Origin of the sequence: Croceibacterium ferulae, assembly GCF_003660445.1 — a bacterium.
GTDB classification, from domain to species: domain Bacteria; phylum Pseudomonadota; class Alphaproteobacteria; order Sphingomonadales; family Sphingomonadaceae; genus Croceibacterium; species Croceibacterium ferulae.
Window position 1 is genome coordinate 15,767 of sequence record NZ_QZVQ01000010.1, and the last position, 25,909, is coordinate 41,675.

25 protein-coding genes and 1 tRNA gene are annotated in these 25,909 nt (G+C 65.2%); 13 read left to right on the top strand and 13 right to left on the bottom strand.

From position 1 onward, the window contains the following. Positions 1 to 2: 2 nt before the first annotated feature. The 5 genes from D5S08_RS12605 to D5S08_RS12620 all read right to left on the bottom strand — a co-directional run bounded on the left by D5S08_RS12605 (position 3) and on the right by D5S08_RS12620 (position 3,066). Positions 3 to 1,136: a DUF2213 domain-containing protein gene (locus D5S08_RS12605; RefSeq protein ID WP_241557388.1), complete on the bottom strand. Its 1,134-nt coding sequence runs from the start codon at positions 1,134 to 1,136 to the stop codon at positions 3 to 5. A 45-nt stretch (positions 1,137 to 1,181) separates the two neighbouring features. After that, positions 1,182 to 1,406, bottom strand: a complete 225-nt coding sequence (locus tag D5S08_RS12610) for a hypothetical protein (RefSeq protein ID WP_126665558.1) — start codon at positions 1,404 to 1,406, stop codon at positions 1,182 to 1,184. Continuing rightward, on the bottom strand, positions 1,406 to 1,720 hold the full coding sequence (locus tag D5S08_RS16475; protein WP_126665559.1) for a hypothetical protein: 315 nt from the start codon (positions 1,718 to 1,720) through the stop codon (positions 1,406 to 1,408). Before D5S08_RS16475 ends, D5S08_RS12610 begins: the two co-directional genes overlap by 1 nt. Positions 1,721 to 1,794: 74 nt before the next feature. Then, positions 1,795 to 2,643 carry a hypothetical protein gene (locus D5S08_RS12615; RefSeq protein ID WP_206610341.1) on the bottom strand — a complete coding sequence of 283 codons (849 nt, stop codon included), beginning with the start codon at positions 2,641 to 2,643 and terminating at the stop codon, positions 1,795 to 1,797. 81 nt (positions 2,644 to 2,724) lie between these two features. Next, positions 2,725 to 3,066, bottom strand: coding sequence for a hypothetical protein (locus D5S08_RS12620; protein WP_121119108.1), 342 nt, complete (start codon positions 3,064 to 3,066; stop codon positions 2,725 to 2,727). Positions 3,067 to 3,261: 195 nt separating this feature from the next. Here D5S08_RS12620 and D5S08_RS12625 point away from each other — a divergent pair, with 195 nt between their 5' ends. The 3 genes from D5S08_RS12625 (at position 3,262) to D5S08_RS12635 (ending at position 5,878) form a co-directional block, all read left to right on the top strand. Further along, positions 3,262 to 3,540 carry a DUF6894 family protein gene (locus D5S08_RS12625; protein WP_126665560.1) on the top strand — a complete coding sequence of 93 codons (279 nt, stop codon included), beginning with the start codon at positions 3,262 to 3,264 and terminating at the stop codon, positions 3,538 to 3,540. A 441-nt stretch (positions 3,541 to 3,981) separates the two neighbouring features. Beyond that, on the top strand, positions 3,982 to 4,614 hold the full coding sequence (locus D5S08_RS12630; RefSeq protein WP_126665561.1) for a hypothetical protein: 633 nt from the start codon (positions 3,982 to 3,984) through the stop codon (positions 4,612 to 4,614). Between the two features lie 112 nt (positions 4,615 to 4,726). Then, positions 4,727 to 5,878: an acyltransferase family protein gene (locus D5S08_RS12635; protein WP_121119114.1), complete on the top strand. Its 1,152-nt coding sequence runs from the start codon at positions 4,727 to 4,729 to the stop codon at positions 5,876 to 5,878. Between the two features lie 244 nt (positions 5,879 to 6,122). Here the strand turns inward: D5S08_RS12635 and D5S08_RS12640 are convergent, their stop codons facing one another. Together D5S08_RS12640 and D5S08_RS17360 are read right to left on the bottom strand one after the other, a co-directional pair. Beyond that, positions 6,123 to 7,760 (bottom strand): SGNH/GDSL hydrolase family protein, encoded by a 1,638-nt coding sequence (locus D5S08_RS12640; protein ID WP_121119116.1) that lies wholly within the window; start codon positions 7,758 to 7,760, stop codon positions 6,123 to 6,125. A 586-nt stretch (positions 7,761 to 8,346) separates the two neighbouring features. Next, positions 8,347 to 8,478 (bottom strand): hypothetical protein, encoded by a 132-nt coding sequence (locus D5S08_RS17360; RefSeq protein WP_277750417.1) that lies wholly within the window; start codon positions 8,476 to 8,478, stop codon positions 8,347 to 8,349. A 158-nt stretch (positions 8,479 to 8,636) separates the two neighbouring features. On the opposite strand from D5S08_RS17360, the gene D5S08_RS12655 reads away from it, so the two are divergent. Next, the gene (locus D5S08_RS12655) at positions 8,637 to 9,419 is read left to right on the top strand and encodes a tyrosine-type recombinase/integrase (RefSeq protein ID WP_121119120.1); all 783 of its coding nucleotides are present in this window, start codon (positions 8,637 to 8,639) and stop codon (positions 9,417 to 9,419) included. Between the two features lie 67 nt (positions 9,420 to 9,486). Here D5S08_RS12655 and D5S08_RS12660 read toward each other — a convergent pair. Further along, positions 9,487 to 9,563, bottom strand: a tRNA-Arg gene (locus tag D5S08_RS12660). A 53-nt stretch (positions 9,564 to 9,616) separates the two neighbouring features. After that, positions 9,617 to 10,219, bottom strand: coding sequence for a TetR/AcrR family transcriptional regulator (locus D5S08_RS12665; RefSeq protein WP_121119122.1), 603 nt, complete (start codon positions 10,217 to 10,219; stop codon positions 9,617 to 9,619). 100 nt (positions 10,220 to 10,319) lie between these two features. Here D5S08_RS12665 and D5S08_RS12670 point away from each other — a divergent pair, with 100 nt between their 5' ends. The 7 genes from D5S08_RS12670 (at position 10,320) to D5S08_RS12700 (ending at position 17,587) form a co-directional block, all read left to right on the top strand. Further along, complete coding sequence (locus D5S08_RS12670; protein ID WP_126665562.1) at positions 10,320 to 12,845, top strand: DUF2339 domain-containing protein; 2,526 nt, start codon at positions 10,320 to 10,322, stop codon at positions 12,843 to 12,845. Continuing rightward, the gene (locus tag D5S08_RS12675) at positions 12,845 to 13,426 is read left to right on the top strand and encodes a biliverdin-producing heme oxygenase (RefSeq protein ID WP_121119126.1); all 582 of its coding nucleotides are present in this window, start codon (positions 12,845 to 12,847) and stop codon (positions 13,424 to 13,426) included. The genes D5S08_RS12670 and D5S08_RS12675 overlap by 1 nt, the downstream gene beginning before the upstream one ends. A gap of 80 nt (positions 13,427 to 13,506) precedes the next feature. After that, entirely contained in the window at positions 13,507 to 13,833 is a 327-nt protein-coding gene (locus tag D5S08_RS12680) for an FtsB family cell division protein (protein WP_121119128.1), read from the top strand. 149 nt (positions 13,834 to 13,982) lie between these two features. Beyond that, complete coding sequence (gene pdhA, locus D5S08_RS12685) at positions 13,983 to 15,056, top strand: pyruvate dehydrogenase (acetyl-transferring) E1 component subunit alpha (protein ID WP_121119438.1); 1,074 nt, start codon at positions 13,983 to 13,985, stop codon at positions 15,054 to 15,056. Beyond that, a complete protein-coding gene (locus D5S08_RS12690) occupies positions 15,056 to 16,465 on the top strand; it encodes a pyruvate dehydrogenase complex E1 component subunit beta (RefSeq protein WP_121119130.1) in 1,410 nt (469 codons plus the stop codon). The genes pdhA and D5S08_RS12690 overlap by 1 nt, the downstream gene beginning before the upstream one ends. 16 nt (positions 16,466 to 16,481) lie before the next feature. After that, positions 16,482 to 17,138 (top strand): hypothetical protein, encoded by a 657-nt coding sequence (locus tag D5S08_RS12695; protein ID WP_121119132.1) that lies wholly within the window; start codon positions 16,482 to 16,484, stop codon positions 17,136 to 17,138. Continuing rightward, on the top strand, positions 17,135 to 17,587 hold the full coding sequence (locus D5S08_RS12700; RefSeq protein WP_121119134.1) for an EF-hand domain-containing protein: 453 nt from the start codon (positions 17,135 to 17,137) through the stop codon (positions 17,585 to 17,587). The genes D5S08_RS12695 and D5S08_RS12700 overlap by 4 nt, the downstream gene beginning before the upstream one ends. Before the next feature lie 3 nt (positions 17,588 to 17,590). Here the strand turns inward: D5S08_RS12700 and trmFO are convergent, their stop codons facing one another. Next, positions 17,591 to 18,940 (bottom strand): methylenetetrahydrofolate--tRNA-(uracil(54)-C(5))-methyltransferase (FADH(2)-oxidizing) TrmFO, encoded by a 1,350-nt coding sequence (trmFO, locus tag D5S08_RS12705; RefSeq protein ID WP_121119136.1) that lies wholly within the window; start codon positions 18,938 to 18,940, stop codon positions 17,591 to 17,593. Positions 18,941 to 18,990: 50 nt separating this feature from the next. Between trmFO and D5S08_RS12710 the strand changes: the two genes are divergently transcribed. Next, positions 18,991 to 19,668 carry a lysoplasmalogenase gene (locus D5S08_RS12710; RefSeq protein WP_241557390.1) on the top strand — a complete coding sequence of 226 codons (678 nt, stop codon included), beginning with the start codon at positions 18,991 to 18,993 and terminating at the stop codon, positions 19,666 to 19,668. Between the two features lie 48 nt (positions 19,669 to 19,716). Here D5S08_RS12710 and gyrA read toward each other — a convergent pair whose 3' ends face one another. Then, on the bottom strand, positions 19,717 to 22,533 hold the full coding sequence (gene gyrA / locus D5S08_RS12715) for a DNA gyrase subunit A (RefSeq protein ID WP_121119140.1): 2,817 nt from the start codon (positions 22,531 to 22,533) through the stop codon (positions 19,717 to 19,719). Positions 22,534 to 22,812: 279 nt separating this feature from the next. Here gyrA and D5S08_RS12720 point away from each other — a divergent pair, with 279 nt between their 5' ends. Next, on the top strand, positions 22,813 to 24,072 hold the full coding sequence (locus D5S08_RS12720; RefSeq protein WP_126665563.1) for a hypothetical protein: 1,260 nt from the start codon (positions 22,813 to 22,815) through the stop codon (positions 24,070 to 24,072). Between the two features lie 81 nt (positions 24,073 to 24,153). Here D5S08_RS12720 and ychF read toward each other — a convergent pair whose 3' ends face one another. Further along, positions 24,154 to 25,254 (bottom strand): redox-regulated ATPase YchF, encoded by a 1,101-nt coding sequence (gene ychF / locus D5S08_RS12725; protein WP_121119144.1) that lies wholly within the window; start codon positions 25,252 to 25,254, stop codon positions 24,154 to 24,156. Positions 25,255 to 25,321: 67 nt separating this feature from the next. Beyond that, entirely contained in the window at positions 25,322 to 25,891 is a 570-nt protein-coding gene (gene pth, locus D5S08_RS12730; protein ID WP_121119146.1) for an aminoacyl-tRNA hydrolase, read from the bottom strand. Positions 25,892 to 25,909 lie beyond the last annotated feature (18 nt).

Consider the following 25,909-nt stretch of genomic DNA (forward strand, 5'->3'; position numbering starts at 1 on the left):
CCTTATGCCGCAGCGCTGTTGCGGTGGGCGTTCTGCTTGTCGGCGAGCCACTGAGCGCGGGCGCTCTGGACGGCGGTGGCGCTGTCGCCCATCACCTTGGGTGCACCGATCGGCTGCACGGTGGGAGCCGCCGGCTTCACATTCGCGCTCAGCGTGTCGAACGAGATGGCGATCTGATCCGCGGTCCAGCCCTTGGCGAGGTCGCCGAGCTTGGCGGTGACCACAGCGGCCTTGATCGTGTCGGCGTCCGCATCCTCGGCGAACTGCACGCCCATGGCCTTGGCCTTGTCGCACACGACGGCATAGGCCTTCGCGGCATCGCGCAGCATGGCCGGGGTGATCACGGCATCGGCCAGCTGCTGCTTCAGCGTGGCGATCTCCGCATCCTTGGTCTGGATGGTGGTCGCCGCAGTCGTGCTGGCATCCAGTGCCGCCGTCAGATCGGTCGCGATCTTGGCATTGTCCGCCTGCAGCTTGTTGATGGCCGCCTCCGCTTCATCGGAGACGTTCGGGACGCGCAGCCCGTCGATCGTCAGGGTCTTCATCGGTAAGTCTCCGTTGGGGAGGGTGTGGCCGGGGCGTTCATCGACCACGCGCAATTCCGGCCCGCCCCGAGCGGCGCGGACAAGCGCAATGTGGTTGATCCTGAGATTGGTCTGGTAGGCATCGCATGCCGTACCGTCGGGGTGCTTGCCGTCGGTCGGGAACACCAGTTCCGTGGCATAGCCCATGCTGAGCTGCTTATGCGTGGTGGTGGCCGCCTTCACGGCACTGGCATCACGCACGATGATCGGCACGCGGACCCGCTCGCCATCGCGCACAACATCGCCGTGGATCTCGCCAACGCCCAGCTCGCGCCAGTTCGCGGCATCAACCGCTACGGTCGGGTGATCGACGGTGACGGGAGCGGCGGAGAAGCTGGCGAGGCTGTCGCGATTGAACACCTCGCTGGCGGGGCGATAGACCTGCACCGTGGCGCGGTCCCGCAGGCCATGCGCGTTGCTCGGGTCTACTTCGCTGCCGAGATAGGCTTGCAGGCCGGTCCGCGCTGCCAGCACTTCGGCCACCAGCGATCCGTCCGCGCAGATGCGGGCGGTGCTGGAGGCGTCGAGCGTCAGGGCATCATGGAACTGCACCCGCGCACGATATGGCGGGCTTCAAAGTAGGTTTACCGCTTGCGGTTAGACCTTCGTCAGCACTTCATCGGTCTGCAGGACCGTGTAGGTGCCGTCGCGATTGAGGTTCACATCGTAGCCGTCGTCGGTGAACAGTTCAGTTCCGCCGGGATGCCGCTGTACTGAGCCGCGCATTGGCTTGAACTCGTTCCAATGCTGCATCTCCACGACAACGCGATGCTTGCCGTGCTGGTTGACCGTGCGGATGCGGCTTTTCTCGGTCGGTCTCATCACCCTTCTTCCTGCCCGGCGTCGGGCGGGGGAGTGGTCAAGGCCCGCTCGATTGACCAGCCATTGTTGAACCGGAAGAACAAGGTCGTGCGATTGATGCCGAGTTCTCTCGCCCACTCCGTGATCGTCTGTGTTCGCCCATTGAACTGCACTTTGCGGCGAAGAGGCGGATTGACGCTTAAATCGCGGTCTCTTCGATTGAGGGCTCGCTTGCACGTCTTGCACTGGCGATGGCCGCTTTTCATCACGTAGGTGTTCGCCGGGGTGTACTCATGCCCTCGGACGCAATGCCTTTTGCGCAGAAAGTCATACATGGGCGTCGACACTTCACCTCGATTGCACAATCCCACCGGCTGCCGGCGAACATAGCCCTTAGGCTCAGAAGGAGCTAGTCGCTTAGGTCGATCACCGACCGGGAACGACATCCACACCAAGGCAGCTGGCCCGGCCGATCCTCAGGCGGCGCCAACAGCGTCTTGCCGTTGATCTCCCGACCAACATCGCCGGGCACGTCCGAATAGTAGTTGCCGTTGCGCTCGACGTGGCCGGCGCGCGGATGCGCCTTTTTTGAATGGATCAATTCGAAAGCCGTGATCCCCGCCTCCCTGCGCCGCTCATCAGCCAGCGCGGAGGAAAGCTTGCTGAGCTGATCCGCTGCGATGCCAGTCGATCGCCGCCGGCTCATCGCCACAGCTTCGCGGATCGTCTTGGCCACTTCGCGCGCAGGCGTCCGGTTGCGCAGTCCATCGAACACAGCATTGCCGATGCGCTGGCGGGCCTGGTCTGACACGTCGCGGACAAGGGCAGTGTTCCAGCCTATATGCGTCTCCAGCGTGGCGCGCACGTCATCCACGCCAACCAAGGTGCCCAGATCCACACCGGTGGCGGACAGCACGGCCCCACGCCAGCGCTCGCGGGTGAAGCGCTCAACACGCAGCGCCCATGTTTGCAGGTCAGGCGTCAGCAACAGCAGCAACCGGTTCACCTGTTCCGCGGCTCCGTCGATCTCGGCCTGCACATCAGCGGGGCTGTCGGTGGTCAGGGCGGCGAGGGTGCGCTCGTATTCAGCCTCGATGCGGGGCAGGGCGCCAATCCATGCCTGTACGACGCGGGCGTAGGTCGATCGGTACAGGTCCGTGGCGAGGGTGGCCGGCGGGACGATCTCACGCAACACGATCGCCCGCCGACGCATGCCGGGTTTGGCGCGCTTCACCATTTCAGCCAGCTTGTATTTCACCCGCGTGCCACCCCGTAATAAGCAAAAAGGCGCGCCAGAGGATCACCCCCAGCGCGCCCGTTCTGTCATCGTTGCGCTAGGTTACAGCGTGCAGGTCGTGCCCACGTCGGCCGCCTGGATCTGCGCGTCACGCAGGTGGCGCTGGAACTCGGGCAGGTTCTTGGCGGGCACGGCACGGTCCACCAGCGTGTAGGTGTCGCGGTACTTGCCCATGGCGTTGTTCACGGCGGCGCTGCGGTTGCGCTTGGCCGAGTACTGGCGGCTGACGCAGGCGTTGAAGGTCGCGGCGCGTGCGGCATCGGCAGCCGGCACGGGCTGGTTGCTCTCCGGCACGGTCTGGGTCTGGTTCATGGCGAGGGCGGGAGCGGAAACGGTGGCCATCATGGCGGCGAACAGGGCCGCGATCAGTGCGAGAATCTTCATCTCAGCATTCCTTCTTGGTTGGTGTTCACGGTCGGAAGAACATGGACCATGCCGGGCCGTGAGGGAGAGGCTGATTGGATGCCGATGGTCCATGGCGGAGCGATTGTAGGGCGGGGAAGGTGTGAATTTTACCGCGCGCGGAACGCGGCGAGGCTTTCGATCGCTGCATATCATGAGACCGCAACGGAGGGGCCGGTGCCAGCCTACAGCATCAACGTGAGAACACCGTCACACATCGCCGACGTTCACAAAGTTGAGAGCGATGATCTCGAAGGCCTGCGCGTTGAGATGGCAAAATCCGTCGGGGAGCTATTGAAGGATCATGCCGAGCAGATCTGGGCAGACCAAGACTGGCAGGTCGATGTGACAGACGACTCCGGGCTGATCCTCTACGTCATCAACGTCAGCGCGATCGGGAGCCCGGCCACCTTGGGCAGCGCTGCTAGTCTGGGGCTGACTGCCACTCCGTCCTGATCTGAGACCGTCTTCAGCTTTAGGTCCGCGCAGCTTGACGACACGAAATCCACGGCTACTCAGACAAATTCCACGGCCGGGCAACGTTCCAAGCCGTGTGGCGGGCCGGTCGGGTCGCAATCTGTCCCGGCCCGCTTTCTCCCCGGGCTGTTCGGTGGGCCGGCGATCAGGGATCGAGCCGGGTGTCTGGTGGGCGTGGGCCATCGCGCAGGCAGTCTAGGTGACGCCGGGGGTGGGCTTGCGGGTTGTGGGGGTGACAAGCTCGCGACTGCGGAACTTGTTATGTTGCAGTTGCGAGACAATTCGCGTCTAATCGTCTCTTTAATGACTTGTTACGGAGACGCGAACATGGCCTCAAACGTGAGAGGCGGGTACGCACCCGCAGCTATCTCTGAGAGGTTAGCGATCGCGGCCGTGATCATTTTCGGGTGCCTCTGCGGCTTGGCCTGTTTTCTTATCAGCAAACCGGACAATCACTGGTTTCTCGGCGAAGACGGGGTTATCGAGTGGGCGTCGGCGACCATGGACGGGATGGCGGCCGCGTTGGCCACGTTGATGCTATTCATGCGGCCGCCGCGGCGCACTGACCGCGCGCTGATGCTGTTTGTCGGAATACTCGGGGTTGCCTGCTTCCTTTCCGAGATCAGCTTCGGCGCTCGCCAGCTAGGTTTCTCGATGCCGGCGATGCCGGGTGGTGGGCAGTTGGATGGCGGGCAAGACTTTGTGATGCTGGCAAAGCGGTGTTTCGAGTGGCTCACTCCTGACCAGTGGCTATTGAAAATGCTCTTAGTCAGTCTCCTTGCGGCGGTAGCTGCATTTGTAATCCGACGCTTTCAGCTGATCAGAATCGCCGTGGCGTGGCAGCACGGAAACCGCCAACGGCAGCTCGTCCTCGCGGCGGTTTTCCTGTTGGTCATCGCCGTAGGCTTCGACACTTTTGAGCAGTCGTGGACCGAACCATTTGAAGAATTAAGCGAGTTGCTCGCAGCTGGCTTGCTCGTTGCGTCGACGCTGGCCTCTACTCGTCATGATGCGCCTAGGCAGCGATCGCGCGGATCGCGAGGGCATCCATAAGCAGGACTGTTGCCGCGAATGCGCAGCGGCCATGTGAGTGCCGCCAATTAGGGCGCGTTGTGCGGTCCGGCCAAACCGCGTAACGCTCGCAGGTCTTTGGGCGGGAGCTTAAATGAGTCGGGTCGAGTGTTTAGACGGGCTTCGGGGCCTGGCTGCGCTGTGGGTGCTTGTGGGTCATGCGTTGCTGCTGACCGGTTTTCGCCTACCTCTGGTTAGCCGACCGGACTTAGGCGTCGACCTCTTCATTCTGCTGTCGGGCTTCCTGATGGTCTATCAGTACAACGTTCGCTCCGGTTTTGAGGATTGGAGCAAGCTGCGGACGTGGGCCAGCTTTTGGATGCGGCGCTTCTTCCGAATTGCGCCGTTGTTCTATGTAACGTTGTTCTTCGCCCTTGCGTATGGGCCTGAAATTTACGCCGATCGGGTCGCGATCGACACTTTCTTGGGAAAAGTTCCCCAGGCCCCTGAGCGTTACCTCGATAGTAGCCTGACGAACATCGCGCTCCACGCATCCTTTCTGTTCGGCCTGCTGCCCAGTCATGCGTTCCGAACACCACTGCCAGACTGGAGCTTGGGGTTGGAAATGCAATTCTACGCCGTGTTCCCGATGTTCATCCTCTTGGCGCGCAAGGCAGGTTGGATCGGGGCCGCGCTGCTCGCGGGAATTGCTGGCGTGGTACTGGCCATTGCGAGCTCTCGCGTGGGCCTGCATTACCCAATGCCCTCATTCCTGCCGCTCAAGCTCCATGTGTTCATCGCGGGAATGCTTTTGGCTGCTGCCGGGCTGAGACCGGGTCGTGCAAGTCTGCTCTACCTTGTTATCGCCGGGGCATTCGTTGCGCTGCCAATCGGGCCCCACAAGGACCTGCTGCACATTGGCATAAGAGGAAGCATGGTCGTGGCGTTCTTCAGCCTCCTGTATCTGCGGCAAAGCAAGTTGGTTGATCATACCTCTGCGCTTCTCGGGAAGCCGTTTTTTCATTGGCTGGGCGAACTATCTTTCGGCGCTTACCTCATCCACCTGCTGTTGATGCAACCCGCAGCTACATGGGCGATCGGCTATCTAGGACCGGACTCCAGCGCACCGACCCGCTTCATCCTCGTCTCAGCCATCGTGCTGCCTTCCACATATATCCTAGCGCTGCTGGGTTATTGGGGCGTGGAGTTGCCAGGTCAGCGGCTCGGCAAAGTTTGCATCAAGCGCCTCTTCGGCAGCAATCGCGCTGCCCAAGTTACAAGCGCGGAGCAGATCGCTGCGCCATGATTGATGCGGCTCGTTACTTTGGCGGAATTGCCTGCTATAAGCGAAGGGCATCTGTTCGAGAGGCCACCGCGCCATGTTGCTATTCTACCTAACCACTTGGACCAAAGTCGTCGCGGCGTTCAAAGCGATGATTGAGATTGACCGAGGTCCTAAGCGGGACCGCTGCCCAGAGTGCGGCGGCACCGACTACTTCAATGGATATGGTTTATGTCTGCCGTGCGAGCCGATGTAGCCGCCCATTGGTTCAAGCAGTCATTTCGACGATGATCATCCCGTTCAGGTAACCGAACGTGGAGCCCGCGCCGTTGCCGAACGTGATCGTGATCGCACCATTTACCGGGGCCACATTCTCGAACAGCGCCTTCGATGTGGTGTTGCTGGCCGCCTCGATGCTTTGGGCAGGGCGATCATTTACGGTGTAGATCGTCGGCCTTGGCGGTGCTGCCCCCGACCGCGAGGGCACCATTTCGAGCGTGTAGGTCTTGGTACTGTCCAGCCCGGTTAGGCGGAGCGTGGAACTGGTGATCGTGCTGTCGGTGTACCAGAAATTGCCAAGCACCGAATTTGGGTAGCCGGACATGGACAATGTGCCAGATTCCGCGCCGCCATATGGCCGGCTAACCACCACCATCGTCCAGCCACTTGCAGTGCCGCCCGGCTGATTGAGCGCTTTGGTTTCGCCATTCGCCGGCAGGGAAGAAGCCGCGGCGGCGCCCCAGGTGTTCCAACCTGTGGGGTTAGCGGAGGAACCAGTGCTGCTGAAATTGACCTGCGCGCTCTTGCCAGTCGGGGTCGGCGTAGGCGCTGGAGTGGGCGTCCCTGTCCCAGCGGTTGGGGAGGCAAGCGCTGTCGCTTGGATGTTGATTGGCAACGCCGCCGGGCTGTTGTCGTGAATGACGGCGCCCTTGTCCGGCCCCGCTCCCTCCAGCAGCGTCACAGTCGGAGCCGTTCCCCCGTTCGATGCGTGCGTGAGCAGCACCTTTGTGGCCGATGTTCGTTGAGCAGAAGCGATGGCCAGCAGCGACGTTCCAGCGCGCACCTTGAAGCCAGTGATGCCGCTCGTGGGCGTGAAATCAGAGCCGCTGTCGTGGGCGATGGTTATTTCGGTAGTTGTGCTGGTGAGCGCGGTCGCGGCGGTGGCGCGCGGCCCCTTCTCGGGCTGCTGTCCGTCCAGCTGGCGAAGAATGTTCCGTCCGATGCGGGTGGCATGAATCGGATAGCTGGCCTCTGCTTGGTGCACGCCGTCCGAGACTTGGGCGAGATCATAGGCGTGAGCGGCAAAGTACACGTTGGCGTCTGTCGTCGCCACTTCGTACTCGGCCTCATGCAGCCAATCATGCTGCTGATCCACCGCTTGGTAGCCGGAAGCATAGCGGAATTGCGACATGCCAAGGAAAATGGGCAGGTCGGACTTGCCAATCTCAGCCCGCAGCTTCGAGATTAGCGACCGAAGCTTCGCCTTGTGCGCATCCTTGCTGGCGATCAGGCTGTTCGTTGCGTCGTTGTAGCCGACGATCACAAGCAGGGCATCGACGTTGCCTGCGATGGCCGCAGCTACTGCTCCAGACCGCTGTGTGCTTCCGCTCGCCTCCCAATCAGCGAGAGTGGAGCCGCCAACCCCGCGGCCGATCAAACGGACCGTGCCACCCCGCCCCTTCTGAATTACATCGCCAAGCGTTGCCGCACCTGCGCCCATGGTGCCCATCGCCGTGAAGCTCGAGCCGTTTGTGGAGCGCTGCACATTGGCATTCGCCGGGCCGGTATATTCCGTGAAGTACCGCTCTGGCGTGGAAGAGCCGAGCAGCATGACGGTGTAAGGCTCTGCCTCCACCCCCCTCCGCAGCACCGCCACATTGCCCAGCGACAACCCAAGCCCGATCATCGCGCGCCCTTTACATTCCAATGGTTTATGGCAATGGCGCTGGCAACCGCGTCGGTCCCGTCAGAAGGCGGCGTGGTCAGGCCCGGCGTTGAGCGACCCCAATTTGATCCTCGCCGGGCCGCCTCTGGCACTCGCGCGCCCTTTACTTCATGGGTGGTGGTGGCATGTTCGCGGGCAGCCGTGCTGGTTTGTGCAGCAGCTCGCATGGTGAGGCCTGGCGTGAGCCCCATCTTGCGCCGGGCCGTCTCTGTATCCTGCCGGTCATTTACTTCGCCGGCGTCAGTGGCATTGTGTGGACAGCCGCATGCAAGCTGCGCAGCGAGCGCGCGGTCGGGCCCGGCGGATATCTCCAAAAATTCCTGCTGGGGCGTCATTGCTCGGTCACCTTGTCATTCGCGGCACGGCGGGCGGGCACGTTCGTCCCGGCACCGGCAGATGCTGGATCACCTCCTTCCGTGGTCTGGGTGAGCGCTGATGGGTCGGTGCCGTCGTCAGAAGGGTTGAGGCCATAACGTTCGGCTTCGGGGATCCTATACGACGCCACCGCGCTCACCTCCGACACGCAGTTCATCGCGGAACATGCCGACTACGACACGGCATTGATCTTGGCGCGGGCTTCCTCGTTGAGCTTCTTGCCAGCATCATCGATGGCGGTCTTGGTCCGCGCTACCTTGGCGGCGAGCGAGGCGATTGCCTTGCGTCCCTTCGCGGTCGTCACGTCAGGCTGCTGCGCGTCGATCAGGTCACGCAGCTTCTGATAGAACTCGCTGTAGACCTTCTTGTCCGTGACAACGGCCAGCGGGGTGTAGGACTGGAACAGCGCCAGTTCGCCGTCGGTCTACCGGCACGATCCCGGACGAGGCTTTCGCCAAGGGCGTGCAGAACCTGATGGCTGAGCGGGAGTATATCCCCGGCCTTGACCAGGCGCTGTCTGAGATCGGCACGGCACCGCTTGAGGCGTTCACCGATAAGCAGATGCGCGGCGATATTCTGGCATGGCGGGACGAGTGGGCGAATCAGCCCCGAACCGCAGACACCGCCGCCGGCATGATGGCGACCTTGCTAGGCTGGATCGTGAACCGCGGGCGCCTGCCGTTCAACCCGGCCGCCGGCATCGAGACGCTGCACCGGGTCAACAAGTCGGAGAAGATTTGGGAGCGCCAGCACATGCGGGCGATGACGAAGCTACCGCAGCACGTGCGCCGCGCGCTGATGATGGCGGGTCTGACGGGTCTGCGCCTGTCCGATCTGGTGGCGCTCGAATGGTCACAGGTCGGCCGGTCGGCGATCATCGTCACGACGCAGAAGCGCAAGGGCAGGGCCGTGATTCCCATCCTGCCCGAGACGCGCCGGCTGCTGCACAAGATCGGCGGCAAGGAGCTGCCCAAGACGGGCCCGGTGCTGACCAACAGCCGGGGCGATGCATGGACCACCAGCGGGCTCGGAGGGTCGGTTCGCAAACTGCAGCCCGACTGGTTCGACCGCACCATCCACGACCTGCGCGGCACCTTCGCGACTCGCCTGATCCTGGCCGGCCTGACCGATGATGAAACGGCGATGGTGATGGGCTGGGAGACGAAGCGGATCGCCGCGATCCGGGCCCGCTACGTCAACCAGGAGCGGGTGGTGATCCACCTGGCCGAGCGGCTGAGTGCGTGATGGTTTACCGGATCGATGTAAACCGCCCGGGATAGACCCGAGGCATCGCCGATAAGTGCCTGAAAAGTGGTGCGCCCAACAGGATTCGAACCTGTGGCCTTCAGATTAGGAATCTGACGCTCTATCCTGCTGAGCTATGGGCGCGCCGGGAGCGCGTCTAGGACAGACCTACCGCTGTGGCAATGTGTCAGTCGCGGTCAGTCGGGCGGACGATATCCGTGTGCCGCCAGGCATTCACGGACTCGGGCAAGGGCGCTGGCCGCAGGGTCAATCTCCTCCAGCAAGGTGAAGGTGCCGCCCAGCGCATAGCTGCAATGACCATGAACCGTCGCGATCAGGGACCGCACGAAGCGCGGCATGTCCAGATCACCCCCGCTCGGGATCGCGGAGCGGACCTCCCGGTCGACGATCGCCGTCAGGGCGGTGCGGCTGTCGTGATCGACGGCATCGAACAACTCGGCAGACACGCGATGTTCGTAGATCGCTGACCAGGCATGCGTATGGTCCCGGGCGAAGGCGAAGTAGGCTTCCACCAGGGTGCGAATCCGGTCAGGCGGGCTAACGGCAAGCCGGCGCTCCAGGAACTCTGCCCAAAGCCGAAAGGTGTGCGAATTGAGGGTGACCAGCAGTCGGTCAAGCGAGCCGAATACATTGTAGATCGTGCCGACCGTGTAACCGGCGCGCTTGGCCACCTCTCGCCCGGAAAAGCGCGCCAGGCCCGTTTCCGCCAGCAGCCGGTGTCCTTCGGCAATGATCAGCCTGCGCAATTCGTCCCGCGTATGATCTGAGCGTCGACCCATGCGAATGCCTTAACCGAGTAACTGAACAATGTCCAATTTAGCAATTGAACACTGATTATTTGTCGGGTAGGCCGTTGTGGATACCTGCTGGAGCAATGCCATGTCGGAAATCCTGCTGATCCTGCTGCTGATCGCCCTGGCGTGGCAATGGCGGCGCGTGAGCGCGCTGGAGCGGCGGATGCGCGATCTGGAGGCAGGCGTTGCGCCGCCTGCGACTCACCCGCGGCATCTCGCGCATGAAGCGCCGGCATTCGCGCAGGAGCTGCCTCCTGCCTCCGTCCGCGAGCCACTTCCGCCTCCGCAGGAAACGGCGGTGGCTATAGCGGCAGCAACCACTGCCAGGCCTGCTACCCGCTGGCGCCCGATCTTCGATTTCGAGGAACTGTTCGGCCGTCAGCTGCCCATCTGGGGAGGCGGCATTGCGCTGGCAGTCGCCGGTTTCTTCCTGGTGCGCTACTCGATCGAGAGCGGCATGCTGGGGCCCTGGTCGCGGGTCGCGCTCAGCTTCGGCGCCGGTGCGGCGTTGCTGGCGGCTGCGGAGCTGGCCCATCGCCTCTCGGCGCGGCTGGATGACGACCGTGTCCGGCAGGCCCTTGCCGGTGCCGGGCTCGCTACCCTGTATGCCGGATTCTACCTGGGCGGCACGTTGTACCAGCTGTTTGCACCGGCATTGGCCTTTGCCGGGCTGGCCGGTGTCACCGCGCTGGCGATTGGCCTGTCGTGGCGCTTCGGCCTGCCCACCGCGGTGCTGGGCCTGGTAGGCGGGTTCGCCGCTCCGGCCCTGGCGGGGGCAACAGAGCCGAACCTGCCTTTGCTGGCGAGTTATCTGGCGCTGGTGACAGGCGGCCTGGTGGTGACCGGCGACCGGCAAGGCCGTCAGGGTCTCGGGTTGGCTGCACTGGCGGGCGGCCTGTTATGGGGTGCGGCCTTGCTGGTCGATGGCGGCGCACTTGCCCGGAACGAGGCGGTGCTCTCGATCGGTCTTTACCTTGTCTTGCTGGGTGCCGTGCTGCCGCATTTTGCAGGTGAAGGGCGGCTGGGCCAGGTCGCGCGCATTGCCGCCGGCGCACTGGCGACGGTGCAGATCGCCCTGTTGGTTGACCGCAGCAACTACGGCCTCCTGGCTTGGGGCTGCTATTTGCTGCTGGGGGCCGCGCTGGCGGTGCTGGGTTGGCGCCATCAGCGCCTGAGAGAGGCGGGTGCGATGGCGGCGGGTGTCAGCGCCTGCCTGCTGGCGGCCTGGTCGCAACCGGAAGGCTGGACATTTGTCGGCATCGCGGCCGCAGCTGCGCTGATCTTCGGCGGGCCTCCGCTGGCGCAGGTATGGCGCGGGACGGCTGCCGCCGTGGATCGGTGGCAGCTGGCATTGTACCCGCTGGCAGTTGGCGCGGCGACCCTGGTGCAGTTCGACGTCGCTATGCTGGAGGCCCGGTCTGCAGGCGTGGCGCTGGCAGCCATCCTGCTGGCGCTGCTGCCACTTGCGGGCTGGTGGCGTGATCGCGACACGGCAGGCGGTGTGGCGGCGGCTTTGTTGGTGCAGGCCGCACTCGCTTTGCTGCTGCCGGATACGTGGCTCCCGCTGATCCTGGCTGCTGCGGCCGTTCCGCTGGCATGGCGCATAAGCCGGGCAGAGCCGATCGCCATCACCCTGCTGCTGCTGGCGGCAGTGTGGGCGGCGCAACCGCTGGTGTATCTGGCGGGTGCCGGGCTGGCCGCGTTGCATGCGGAACCCGTGCTGCTGAGCGACCTGCCGGACATGCGCCTGACCTGGCAGCAGCTTGCCCCGCTGGCGGTGGCCTGGGCCGCTGCACTGATGCTGCAACCAAGCCTGTTCGGCCGGTTGCGGCGCGGGGCGTGGGTGATTGCAGCGACATTGCTGCTGGCGGTGGCGCACCTCACCTTCAAGCAGCTGTTCGCGCTGAACGATCCCCTGCGCTTCGCTGCGCTGGGCATGGCGGAACGCACCTTGTGGCAGGTTGTGCTGGCCGGGGCCGGCGTTGCGCTGGTCCTGCGGACCCGGCTGGTTACTGCCGGTCGCGTGCTGGGCTGGCTGGCGCTGGCGCATTTCTCTCTATTCACGCTGCTGCTGCACAATCCGTTGTGGAGTGAGCAGGCGGTAGGCGCGATACCGGTGCTGAACCTGCTTCTGCCCGCTTATGCACTGGCAACCGTTCTGGTGCTTTGGCTGCGATCGGTTGGGAGGGCGCGGCGGGTGTCCGACGCGGCGGCCATGCTGTTGGTGGCTGTGGGCGCGCTGTCGCTGCTGCGGCAGTCGTTCAGCGGCACGATCCTGCTGCAGCCGCTGGGCGCGGGGGAGGACCTGCTGCGCTCCCTGCTGGCGATTGCCCTGGCACTGGCATTCCTGGGCTGGGGGGCGCGCACCGGCCAGCGCAGCTGGCGCGTGGGATCGCTGGTGCTGATGCTGGGGGCGGTGCTCAAGGTGTTCATCCTGGATGCGGCGGCGCTCGATGGGCTCGCGAGGATCGGCTCCTTCTTCGCGCTCGGCATCTGCCTGATTGGTATCGGCTGGTTCTACTCCCGCCAGCTGCGCGGATCGCAGGCGGCAACGCAGCCCGATATTGCTCCCGCGACGCCTCGCGCTAAGGGGACGCGAAAGGAAGACTGATGGACGTTGTGGATACGAGCCGAGCCCGCCGCCTGCGTGCAGGAACCGGGGACATGCACGAGCGGCTCGACCGGCGCATCAATGCCGCCGCGGCGTTCGACAGTGTCGCAGCCTATGGCCGGTTCGTGCAGATGCAGTGGGTCTTCCATGCGGAGATCGCTCCACTTTACCGGGACGCCGATCTGCAGCGGGTTCTTCCGGGTCTGGCGGCGCGGCAGCGGCTCGCTCTGGTGGCGGAGGATCTGGCGGATCTGGACTTGGCCCCGGCCGTGGAGCCGGCAGCGCGCTTCACCGCCGGCCGCATCGACATCGCCGCGGCGCTCGGCTGGCTGTATGTTGCCGAGGGATCGAACATGGGCGCGGCGCTGCTGCGCAAGGCGGCGGCGCGGCTCGGCCTGTCGGACGGACATGGCGGGCGCCACCTAGCTCCGGCGGCGGAAGGGCCGGCAGCGCAATGGCGGATCTTCACCGCAGCGCTGGACGCGGCCGAACTGGACAGCGCGGGAGAGGAGCGGGCAGTGCAGGGTGCCCGGGCGGCATTCTCCCGTGTGGAGCGGTTGGCCGAACTACATATCGCCTGAGGCGAACCGCCGCGGCTATCTTGCAAATCCGGGCAAATCTGCTTGAAGCGGATATTGTCCGATTTGGAAACCAGACATTCATGAGAACCGGCCCGCTGCCTCGCACGTCGCTCACCAATGGCCGCAAGGGTCAGGCACTGATAGTCATGGCATTGATCGTGCTGGCCGCGCTGGCGCTGGCCGGCCCCTACGGCGTGCTCGCCTGGGGCGAGAGCCAGGCGATCCTGAAGCAGCGGCAGGAACGGATCACCCGGCTGGAACAGGAGCGGACCGAACTCGCCAACCTGGTCGAGCGCCTGGACCCGGAAGCGGCGGATCCCGATCTGGTAACCGAACTGATCCGGCGCGACCTGAATGTCGCCCATCCTGACGAGTATGTGATGGAGGTAGAGCCCGCCGCGCCATAGGCCGGCCGGGAGGAGACCCGCCCAACATGCGCGAGGCGGGCGTTGCCAGCGCGGCAATCCTCTGATTATAGGCGCTGCACACGAAGCGGTCCGGCAAGGGCCACGATGATCAAGAGGAACGCGCCTTGGCCAGAGCCAGCAATCCCGGAATCAGCAAGAAGAGCGCTGCAGCCTTTGCGGAGCCGCAAGGTTCCGGCAGCGACAACTTTTCCCTGCGCTCGCTGCAGGACACGCTCGAGAGTGATCGCCGCTACCAGGCGACCCAGGAAGAGCTGCTGCACCTGTACGAGCAGATGCTGCTCATCCGTCGCTTTGAGGAGCGCGCGGGCCAGCTGTACGGCCTCGGCCTGATCGGCGGTTTCTGCCACCTCTATATCGGGCAGGAAGCGGTCGCCGTTGGCCTGCAATCCGCGCTGGAGGAAGGCAAGGACTCCGTCATCACCGGCTATCGCGATCATGGCCACATGCTCGCCTACGGCATCGATCCCAAGGTGATCATGGCGGAGCTGACCGGGCGCCAGGCCGGCATCTCCAAGGGCAAGGGCGGCTCCATGCACATGTTCAGCACCGAACATGCGTTCTATGGCGGCCACGGCATCGTCGGCGCGCAGGTCTCGCTGGGTGGTGGCCTCGCCTTCGCCCACAAGTACCGCGAAGACGGCGGACTGTGCCTCGCCTATTTCGGTGATGGCGCATCGAACCAGGGCCAGGTGTACGAGACGTTCAACATGGCGTCCTTGTGGCAGCTGCCGATCATCTTCGTGGTCGAGAACAACCAGTACGCCATGGGCACCAGCGTCAAGCGCTCCAGCGCCGAGACCGAGTTCTACCGCCGCGGCACCGCGTTCCGGATCCCCGGCATGAAGGTCAACGGCATGGACCTGCTGGAAGTGCGGCAGGCAGCCAAGGTTGCCATCGCGCATGTGCGCGGCGGCGGCGGGCCGGTGCTGATGGAACTGGAAACTTACCGCTATCGCGGTCACTCCATGTCCGACCCGGCCAAGTACCGCACGCGCGAGGAAGTGCAGGGTGTGCGCGAGAAGAGCGACCCGATCGAGGGCGCCAAGGCTGACCTGCTCAAGCTGGGCGTTACCGAGGAGCAGCTGAAGGACATCGACAAGCGCATCCGCGCCACCGTGTCCGAAGCGGCCGACTTCGCCGAGAAGAGCCCCGAGCCCGAGCCGACCGAACTTTACACCGACGTGCTGGTGGAATCCTACTGATGGCGATCGAACTGAAGATGCCCGCGCTTTCCCCGACCATGGAGGAAGGCACCCTGGCCCGCTGGCTGGTCAAGGAAGGCGACACCGTTTCCGCCGGCGATGTGCTGGCCGAGATCGAGACCGACAAGGCGACGATGGAATTCGAGTCCATCGATGAAGGCACCGTGGGCAAGATCCTGGTGCCCGAAGGCTCCGAAGGCGTGAAGGTCGGCACGGTCATCGCCGTGCTGGCGGGCGAGGGCGAGGATGCCTCCGCCGTGCAGGTGCCCGAAGCAGATACGAGCTCCGAGGAACAGTCCCCGGAGAAGGGCGGTTCCGTGACGGAGAAGGGCGAAAAGGCCAGCGCCAGCGCCAGCACCGCCGAGCTGATGGAGGCCAAGCCGACCCCGCGGAAGGCCGATCCCGAGATCCCCGCCGGCACGAACATGGTCAAGGTGACCCTGCGCGAAGCCTTGCGTGACGGCATGGCCGAAGAGATGCGCCGCGACGAGCGCGTCTTCGTCATGGGCGAGGAAGTCGCCGAGTACCAGGGCGCCTACAAGGTGACCCAGGGACTGCTGGAAGAGTTCGGACCCAAGCGCGTGATCGACACGCCGATCACCGAATACGGTTTTGCCGGCATCGGCACCGGCGCGGCGATGGGTGGCCTGCGCCCCGTTATCGAGTTCATGACCTTCAACTTCGCCATGCAGGCGATCGATCACATCGTGAACTCCGCGGCCAAGACCAACTACATGTCCGGCGGCCAGATGCGCTGCCCGGTCGTGTTCCGTGGTCCTAACGGCGCCGCCAGCCGCGTCGGCGCGCAGCACAGCCAGAACTATGGCCCGTGGTACGCCAGCGTCCCCGGCCTGATCGTGATCGCGCCGTATGACGCACACGATGCGAAGGGCCTGCTGAAGGCCGCGATCCGCTGCGAGGATCCAGTGGTCTTCCTGGAGAACGAGCTGCTGTACGGCCGCACCTACGAGCTGGCGCAGCTGGACGATCATGTGCTGCCGATCGGCAAGGCGCGGATCGTGCGCGAGGGCAAGGACGTCACCATCGTGGCCTACTCGATCGCCGTCGGCCTGGCACTGGAAGCGGCGGAGCAGCTGGCGGGCGAAGGCATCGATGCTGAAGTCGTCGACCTGCGCACCCTGCGTCCGCTGGACACCGAGACCGTCCTGGAAAGCCTGAAGAAGACCAATCGCCTTGTCGTGGCCGAAGAAGGCTGGCCGACCTGCTCGATCGCCTCGGAAATCATTGCCGTGTGCATGGAGCAGGGCTTCGATCACCTGGATGCCCCCGTCATGCGTGTGTGCAACGAGGATGTGCCGCTGCCTTACGCCGCCAATCTCGAGAAGCTTGCGCTGATCGACACGCCGCGGATCGTGAGCGCGGTGAAGAAGGTCTGCTACAAGGGCTGAGGCGGAGCTTCGTCCGATGGCGGGCGACCGGTCCGAAGCACTCTGGGCCGACTTGCCCGAACTTTCGCAGCTGGCGGTGGCCTACGCCCCGCCGGCTGCGAAGCAGCAATGGGCCGCCTTGCTGGCGCTGGACGAGCGGCTCGCCACGATTCTCCGGAAGAAGCGCGAACCCATGCTGGCGCAATTGCGCCTGGCCTGGTGGCGCGACCGGTTGAACGAGTCGCCGGCGCTATGGCCGGCCGGTGATGCCGTGCTCGACAGCCTGCGAGAGTGGCATGCGCCTGCCGCCTTGGCGGCATTGGTGGATGGTTGGGAGACGCTGGTGGCCGATCAGGTGGACGGGGCGGCGCTGGACGGGTTCGCGGCCGGTCGCGGCGCTGGCTTCGCGGCGCTGGCGGATGAGCTCGGCGACCCAAGCGAGCCTGCGCGCCACGCCGGTCGGGTCTGGGCGCTGGCTGATCTCGCCGCCAACATCTCCGATCCGCAGGAACGTGCAATGGCGCTGAGCCTGGCCCAGGAAAACGGCCGACCACCGGTACTGCCGCGCAGCATGCGCCCGCTGGCCGTGCTGGCCGGGCTCGGCTGGCGCGCCGTCCAGGCGGGCGGCGGCCCGCTGATGATCGGTCGCGGCGGGGCGCTGGCAGCGTTCCGCCTGGGTCTGCTTGGCCGATGAGCCGACTGATTCTGGCCGCGCTTGGCGCGCTGGCAATCGCTGCATTGGGCTTGTTCTGGCTCAACGGGCCCGCCAGCGTGGAAGCTGGTGCACCGCCGCCGGAACCGTCCGTCACGAGGCCGGACACACTACCCACCGCCGATGTGAGAGGGCTTACCGGACCGGCGCCGCCGGAGGCCACGGAGCTGAGCGACGAGCAGCGCCGCTTCTTCCGCTACGATCGGGATCGCGATCAGAAGATCACCCGCAACGAGATGCTTTCCACCCGCACGGCTGCGTTCCGCGCGCTGGATGTCGACGGCAACAATTTGCTGACCTTCGAAGAATGGGCGATCGCCACCAGCCGCAAGTTCGAAGGCGCCGATGCGGATGGCAACGGCGAACTGACCCCGGCCGAGTTCCGCAGCACGGCTCCCAAGCAGCGCCCCGGCCCACGCTGCCGCTGCTGAAGGTCAGGCGGGGACGGTCTCTCCTGTCAGCCACTCCGCCAGATCGGCCTTGGCACGATCGGTGTAGGCTTCCTTGCGCTGCTTCTTCTTCACATCATGCATCGGCGGGAACAGGCCGAAATTGACGTTCATCGGCTGGTAGTCGTCCGCTTCGGCATCGCCGGTGATGTGCGCCAGCAGGGCGCCCATTGCGGTGGTGCGTGGCGGTGAGTGCCACGCGCCACCCGCGCGTTCCGCCGCGACCATCCGGCCGGCGAGCAGCCCGATCGCGGCGCTCTCGACATAGCCTTCGCACCCGGTGATCTGCCCGGCAAAGCGGATATGCGGCGCCGCCTTCAGCCGCAGTTGCCGGTCCAGCAGGGTGGGGGCGTTCAGGAAGGTGTTGCGGTGCAGCCCGCCCAGCCGCGCGAACTCCGCATTCTCCAGCCCGGGAATGGTGCGGAACAGGCGGACCTGCTCGGCATGGCGCAGCTTGGTCTGGAACCCCACCATGTTCCACAGCGTGCCCAGCTTGTTGTCCTGCCGCAGCTGCACCACGGCATAGGGCCAGCGCCCTTGCGGGAATTCAGGCGTGGCCAGACGCGGATCGTCCAGGCCGACCGGCTTCATCGGCCCATAACGAAGCGTATCCACACCACGTTCGGCCATTACCTCGATCGGCATGCAGCCGTCGAAATAAGGGGTGTCGGCCTCCCATTCCTTGAACACGGTCTTCTCGCCGGCCATCAGCCCGGCGTGGAACGCCAGGTACTGCTCCTTGTCCATGGCGCAGTTGATGTAGTCCTTGCCATCGCCCTTGTTCCAGCGGGACTGGAACCACGCGACGTCCATGTCGATGCTGTCGCGGTGCACGATCGGGGCAATGGCGTCGAAGAAGGCGAGGGCGCCCGCGCCCGTGGTCGCGCCGATGCTGTCCGCCAGCGCGGCGGCGGTCAGCGGGCCGGTGGCGACGATCGTCAGCCCGGCGGCGGGCAGGGTGTCGACCCGCTCGCGCACCACCGTCACGTTGGGATGCTGCTCCAGCGCCTGGCTGACCTCGGCACTGAAGACGTCGCGGTCCACCGCCAGCGCGCTGCCGGCAGGAACGCGGGCGACCTGCGCCGCGCGCATCACCAGCGAATCCATTTGCCGCATCTCGTGGTGGAGCAGGCCCACGGCATTGCGCTCGTCATCATCTGAGCGGAAGGAGTTGGAACAGACCATCTCCGCCAGGCCATCCGTCTGGTGCGCGGGCGTCATGTCGCCGCCCCCCCGCATTTCCGACAGGCGCACCCGGCATCCGGCCTGGGCCAGCTGCCACGCCGCTTCGCTGCCGGCGAGGCCGCCGCCGATAATCTGCACATCATGGGTCATGCGCCGGGGCTTGCTCCGCCCGCCTGGCCGCGTCAAGGAGCGGCATGCCCATGACCAAGGCCTTGGCCGAAAAGCGTCCCTTCCTGCTCGCCAGCATCGTGGCGGCGCTGGCGTTCTACTACCTGCGGTCGGGCCCCTGGCCGGAGGCGTGGTTCATCCCGCTGAAGGGTGCGGCGGTCGCATTGCTGTCGGTCTACGCCCGGGTGCGGCACGGCGGGCCGGATGCGCGGCTGCTGTCCGTGCTGCTGCTGATCGGTGCGGGGGCCGAAATGGCGATGGAAGTCGACGGGCTGGCCGCGCATGTGCTGTGGTTCGCGTATCACGCCGTGGCGCTGATGCTGTATCTGCGGCATCGCCGGCTGCTGCCCAACGGGACGGACAAGACCATCGCGGTCGCGCTGTTGCTTGTGCCGTCCGCCGTGCTGGCCTGGCTGGTTGGCGAGGAATGGGGCGGCATCACCAGCGCCGCCTACGGCCTGACGTTGGGCGGCATGGCGGCAGGTGCCTGGTCCAGCAGCTTTCCACGGGCACGGGTGGCGGCTGGTGCGATGCTGATCCTCGCGGGAGACCTGCTGTGGTTCGCCGGCAACGGCCCGCTGCTGGGCAGCCCGGTGCCGCAGATCTTCACCTGGCCGCTGACCTATCTAGGTAATCTGTTGATCGCGTTGGGCGTGGTCGGCAGCGTGCGCAAGCGCGACCCGGAACTGCGGCTGGTGAGCAGCCGCTGAGCAGAGGACGAGACGGCCGCTTCGATGAACGGCCGTCTCGCCTGATCCTCACTCCTCGTCCGGACTGCCGGCGTCGGTGTCCTCGTCCTCCACCGGATCGTCACGATCGACGGTCGGTTCGGGCGTGGTCTCCCCGGTGGAGCGGGCGAGCATCTCCTCGACGATCGCCTCTTCCGCCTCGTTCTCGGGCCCTTCCTGCTCGTCGATCCGCACGGCGCTGACGACATGCTCGTTCTTCGCCACGTCGAACAGGCGCACGCCGGCGCTGTTGCGGCCGATCACGCGCAGGCTGTCGAGGCCGATGCGGATCAGCTTGGCCTGATCGGTCACCAGCATCAGCTGCGCCTCCTTGGTGGCGGCGAAGCTGGCCACGACTGGGCCGTTACGGCGGATATTGTCGATGTTGACGATGCCTTGGCCACCTCGGCCGGTGCGGCGATATTCGTAGGCGGAGCTGAGCTTGCCATAGCCGTTCGCGCATACGGTCAGGATGAACTGCTCGTTCGCCGCCATCTCGACATGCGCAGCCGACAGGGGCGCGGCGTCTTCGTCCGCCTTCCACGGGGCCACGCGCAGATAGCCTTCGCGCTGCTCCGCATCGCCTTCCGCCCCATGCAGGATGGAGAGCGACACGACCTGATCCCCGCCGCGGAGGGTCATGCCGCGCACGCCCGTGCTGGTGCGGGACTGGAATTCGCGCACCTCGTCCGCCGCGAAGCGGATCGCCTTGCCGTCGCGCGTGGCCAGCAGCACGTCGTCGCCCGCTTCCACCAGACCCACGCCGATCAGCGTGTCGTCGCTGCCATCCTCGAACCGCATGGCCAGCTTGCCGTTGGAGGGGATGTTGGTGAAGGCATCCATGGCGTTGCGCCGCACATTGCCGCGCGCGGTGGCGAACATCATATGCAGCGCGCCCCAGCTATCCTCGTCCTCCGGCAGCGGCAGCACGGCGGCGATCGTCTCGCCCTGGTCCAGCGCCGGCAGCAGGTTCACGATCGGCCGGCCGCGAGTCGTCGGCCCACCTTCGGGCAGGCGCCACACCTTCAGGCGGTACACCTTGCCGGCGGTGGAGAAGAACAGCACCGGATTGTGGGTGGAGGTGACGAACATCGCCATCACCGCATCCTCTGCCTTGGTGGCCATGCCGGCGCGGCCCTTGCCGCCGCGCGCCTGCGCCCGGAAGGTGGAGAGGGGCGTGCGCTTGATGTAGCCATCCAGCGTGACCGTCACGACCATCTCGTCGCGCTCGATCAGATCCTCGTCCTCGATCCCGTCCCATGCCGGCGCGATCTCGCTGATGCGCGGGGTGGCGAAATCGGCGCGGACCTGCACCAGCTCCTCGCGCATGACCTGGTACAGGCGCACACGGTCGGCCAGGATGGCGAGATATTCCCGGATCCGCGTGGCCAGCTCCTCCAGCTCCACCCCGATCTCGTCGCGGCCAAGTGCCGTTAGGCGATGCAGGCGCAGGTCCAGGATGGCTTTCACCTGCGCTTCGCTCAGGCGATAGGAACCGCCATCTTCGCCGCTTTCGCCTTCCTCGATCGCTTCCACGATGCGCAGGTAAGGGCCGATGTCGCCGATCGGCCATGCCTTGGCCAGCAGCTTGGCACGCGCCACCGCCGGGTTGGAGGAGCCGCGGATCATCACCACGACCTCGTCCATGTTGGACACGGCGACCACCAGGCCCAGCAGGATATGGGCCCGGTCACGCGCCTTGTTCAGCTCGAACTTGGTGCGCCGCGTGATCACCTCTTCGCGGAACGCGATAAAGGTCTGGATGATGTCGCGCAGGCTCAGGGTTTCCGGCCGCCCGCCGCGGATCGCCAGCATGTTGGCGGGGAAGCTGGACTGCGCCGGCGTGTGCCGCCACAACTGGTTCAGCACCACTTCGGGCGTGGCGTCGCGCTTCAGGTCGATGACCATGCGCACGCCTTCGCGGTTGCTTTCGTCGCGGATGTCGCTGACACCCTCGATCCGACGCTCCTTCGCGGCTTCCGCGATCTTCTCCACCAGGTTGTTCTTGCCCACCTGGTACGGGATGGAGGTCAGCACGATCGAACGCCGGTCCCGCGCACCATGCTCGATCACATGGCGGCAACGCTGCAGGATGGAGCCGCGCCCCGTCGTGTAGGCGGCACGGGCGCCCGCGCTGCCCAGGATCAGCGGGGCGGTCGGGAAGTCCGGCCCGGGAATGTAGCGGATCAGATCCTCCGACGTCATGCCGGGATCGTCCAGGAAGGCCAGGCAGCCGTCGATCACTTCGCCCAGATTGTGCGGCGGGATGTTGGTGGCCATGCCGACCGCGATGCCGCCGGCGCCGTTGACCAGCAGGTTGGGGAACCGCGCGGGCAGGACGGCGGGCTCGCGTTCGGACCCGTCATAGTTCGGGACGAAATCGACCGTGTCCTTGTCCAGATCGGTCAGCAACGCTTCCGATGCCTTGGCCAGGCGGCTTTCGGTGTACCGCATCGCGGCCGGCGGATCGGGATCCATGCTGCCGAAATTGCCCTGACCGTCGATCAGCGGCAGGCGCATGGACCAGGACTGCGTCATCCGCGCGAGCGCGTCGTAGATCGCGCTGTCGCCATGCGGGTGGTACGAGCCCATCACCTCACCGACGATCTTGGCCGATTTGCGATAGGGCTTGGCAGAGGTGTAGCCACCGACCTGCGCAGCATAAAGGATGCGCCGGTGCACCGGCTTCAGACCATCGCGCACGTCGGGCAGCGCGCGCGACACGATCACGCTCATCGCGTAATCGAGGTAGCTGGTCTTCATTTCGTCGACGATGTCGATGCGTTCCCATTCCACCGGCGGCTGCGCGGGCGGGGGCGGATCGATGATATCGGTGGTGTCAGCCAAGAGTTTCGGCCTGCCTTGCTGTTTTTTACGGTTGTTGGTCGAACCTTCCGCCTAGGGGAAAGGAACCGGCAAGGCCAGCAGCACTGGCCCGTCAGCGGGTGTGAACGGCCTTTTTCCACATTCGCATCGTGCCCGAAGGCTCTGGCAGGCAGTTCAAAGACCGTTCACACCGGGTCTGGCAGGACCGGAACGGCTGGATGGGCATTGCCTTGTTGCAAGGTGACGGACAAATACACCTCGTCACACCAAATTTGCGCATCGCTTTAGGAGACACACAGAATGGTTCGCATGGGCTTCACCGGATCGCGGACGTTGCGCGGGGCTGCTTCGGCATTTGCCATGGCGCTGACGCTGGCAGGCGGCGCGCTGGGCGGCGCGGCACTGATCGCGACTCCTGCCGCAGCGCAGGAATATACGAAGAATTTCATCGCGGTGTACCAGCCGGTCGCCGAGATCGTGAATGCCGAGGGCGGCGACCTCAACGCGGCGCGTGCGCAGCTGGATGCGGTTCAAGCCGCCATCGGCAGCGAGGACGATCGCAATGCCGCCGGCAGCCTGACGCTGAACATCGGTACCAAGCTGTCGGACAAGGCGCTGCAGCGCCGTGGCCTGGAGATGATGCTGCAGAGCGGCAAGGTCGCGCCCGAGCAGCAGGCCCAGTTCCAGTTCTTTGTCGGCAATCTGGCCTATGACGCCAATGACTATGCCGCGGCCCGTACTGCACTGCAGGCGGCTTACGACGCCGGCTATCGTGAGCAGGACGTCCGCCCGATCATCGCGGAAAGCTATTTCGGCGAAGGCCAGAACCAGCAGGGCATTGCCTATATCGAGCAGCTGGTGGCCGAGCAGCGGGCGGCGGGCGAGCCCGTCAACGAGAACCTGATCCGCCGCGCGCTGCGTTTCGCCTATGAAGGCAATGACGCGGCGAAGGCGACCGAGCTTTCGGCCCTGCTAATTACGAACAACCCGACCACGGAAAGCTGGAAGCAGGGTCTGCAGGTCGTGAACGCCATGGTCGACCTGGAGCCGCAGGCGCAGCTGGACCTGCTGCGGCTGATGCTGGCGACCGACACCCTGTCCGATCGTCGCGAGTTCGTGACCTACATCGAAGCGGCCGACGTCCGCGTGATGTCGAACGAGGTGCAGCGCGTGCTGGCCAAGGGCCTGCAGCAGGGCATCTTCTCCGCGAGTGACGATTACTACAGTGAGGTCAAGCGCCTGGCCGATCAGCGCGCGCCGATCGACCAGCGCGAGGCACCCGCGCTGGTGACAGAGGCCCGCGGCTCTGGACAGGGCAATGCCGCGCAGAGCGCCGGCGATGTGCAGCTGTCGCTGGCCGATTACGCGCTGGCCGAAGAAATGTACAAGCTGGCTGTGGAGAAGGGTGTTGCCGATCGTGATCGCGCCCTGACCCGTATGGGCATCGCGCAGGCGATGCAGGGCAAGGCGGCGGACGCCAAGGCTACGCTGGAGCAGGTTTCCGGCGCCCGCGCTCCGGTCGCCCGGATGTGGATGGCTTACGCCGATACCAAGGCCTGATCGCATCAGCCTCTGATACAGGAACGGCGCGGGGAGCGATCCCCGCGCCGTTTTGTTTGCGCCCGATGGCGTGTGCGGTTGCTAGACGTTGAACTTGAACAGCAGGACGTCACCATCCTGCACGACATATTCCTTGCCTTCCTGCCGCAGCTTGCCCGCATCACGGGCACCGGCCTCGCCATTGAGGGCGACGTAGTCGTCGAAGGCGATCGTCTCGGCCCGGATGAAGCCCTTCTCGAAATCGGAGTGGATCTCGCCGGCGGCCTGCGGTGCCTTGGCGCCCGCCGGGAAGGTCCAGGCGCGGGATTCCTTGGGCCCTGCGGTGAAGAAGGTGCGGAGGCCCAGCAGCTCGTATCCGGCGCGGATCACGCGGGCGAGGCCGGTTTCTTCCAGTCCCAGCTCGGCCAGGAACTCGGTCCGGTCCGCCGGGTCCATGCCCACCAGTTCGGATTCGATCGCGGCGGAAACGACCACCGCCTTGGCACCCTCGGCAGCGGCCTTGGCGAATACTGCTTCGGACAGCGCATTGCCGGTGGCGGCCTCGCCCTCGGCCACGTTGCAGACATACAGCACCGGCTTGGCGGTCAGGAGCTGGGCCTGCGCGAACAGGCGATCTTCCTCCTCATCCTTCGGCTCGGTCAGGCGGGCGGGCTTGCCTTCGCGCAGCAGCTCCAGCGCCTGGCCCAACACGGATGCGGTCGCCTTGGCTTCCTTGTCGCCTGCCAGGCCGCGCTTGGCAGCGGCGGGCACGCGCTTTTCCAGGCTGTCCAGGTCGGACAGCATCAGCTCGGTCTCCACCACCTCCGCATCGGCGATCGGATCGACCTTGTTGGCGACATGCTGGATGTCGTCATCCTCGAAACAGCGCAGCACATGGACGATCGCGTCCACTTCGCGGATGTTGCCCAGGAACTGGTTGCCCAGACCTTCGCCCTTGCTGGCGCCTTTCACCAGCCCGGCGATGTCCACGAAGGCCAGCTGCGTCGGGATGATCTTGACGCTCTTGGCGATGGCGGCGATCTGGTCCAGCCGGGCGTCGGGCACCGCGACCTGGCCCACATTGGGCTCGATCGTGCAGAACGGATAATTGGCCGCCTGCGCCGCCTGCGTTTCCGTCAGCGCGTTGAACAGGGTGGACTTGCCGACATTGGGCAGGCCGACGATCCCACAGCGAAATCCCATCTTGATACCTTCTGTATGCGTGCAGGGGCCGCCCTCTAGAGGGTGCGACGGGCAAAGGCCAGCCGGGTTAGTCCTGCATCCGCAGGGCCACGTCGTTCATGAACCTGACGTCATCGCCGCTGGCCAGCCAAGCGGCCTCCGCCGATATGGCGGCGAGCATGTCGGTCAGCCCGTCCATCTCCGCCTTGGCATAATTGCCCAGCACATGGCCCGTCACCCGGTCCTTGTGCCCCGGATGGCCGATGCCCAGCCGGACGCGGCGGAAATCCGGCCCGAGATGGCGGTCGATGGAGCGCAGGCCGTTGTGCCCCGCGGTTCCGCCGCCCTGCTTCACCTTGACCTTCATGGGCGCCAGGTCGAGCTCGTCATGGAACACGGTGAGCGCGGTCGGCTCCAGCTTGTAGAAGCGCATCGCCTCCGCCACCGATCGGCCGCTTTCGTTCATGAAGGTGGCCGGCTTCAGCAGCAGCACCCGTTCGTTGCCGATGCGACCTTCCTGCAGCCAGCCCTGAAACTTCTTCTGCACGGGGGCGAAGCCGTGCATGTCGGCGATGACATCCAGCGCCATGAAGCCGACATTGTGCCGGTGCAGCGCATATTGCGGGCCGGGATTTCCGAGACCTGTCCAGAGTAGCATAGCCTGCCTTTAGACAGG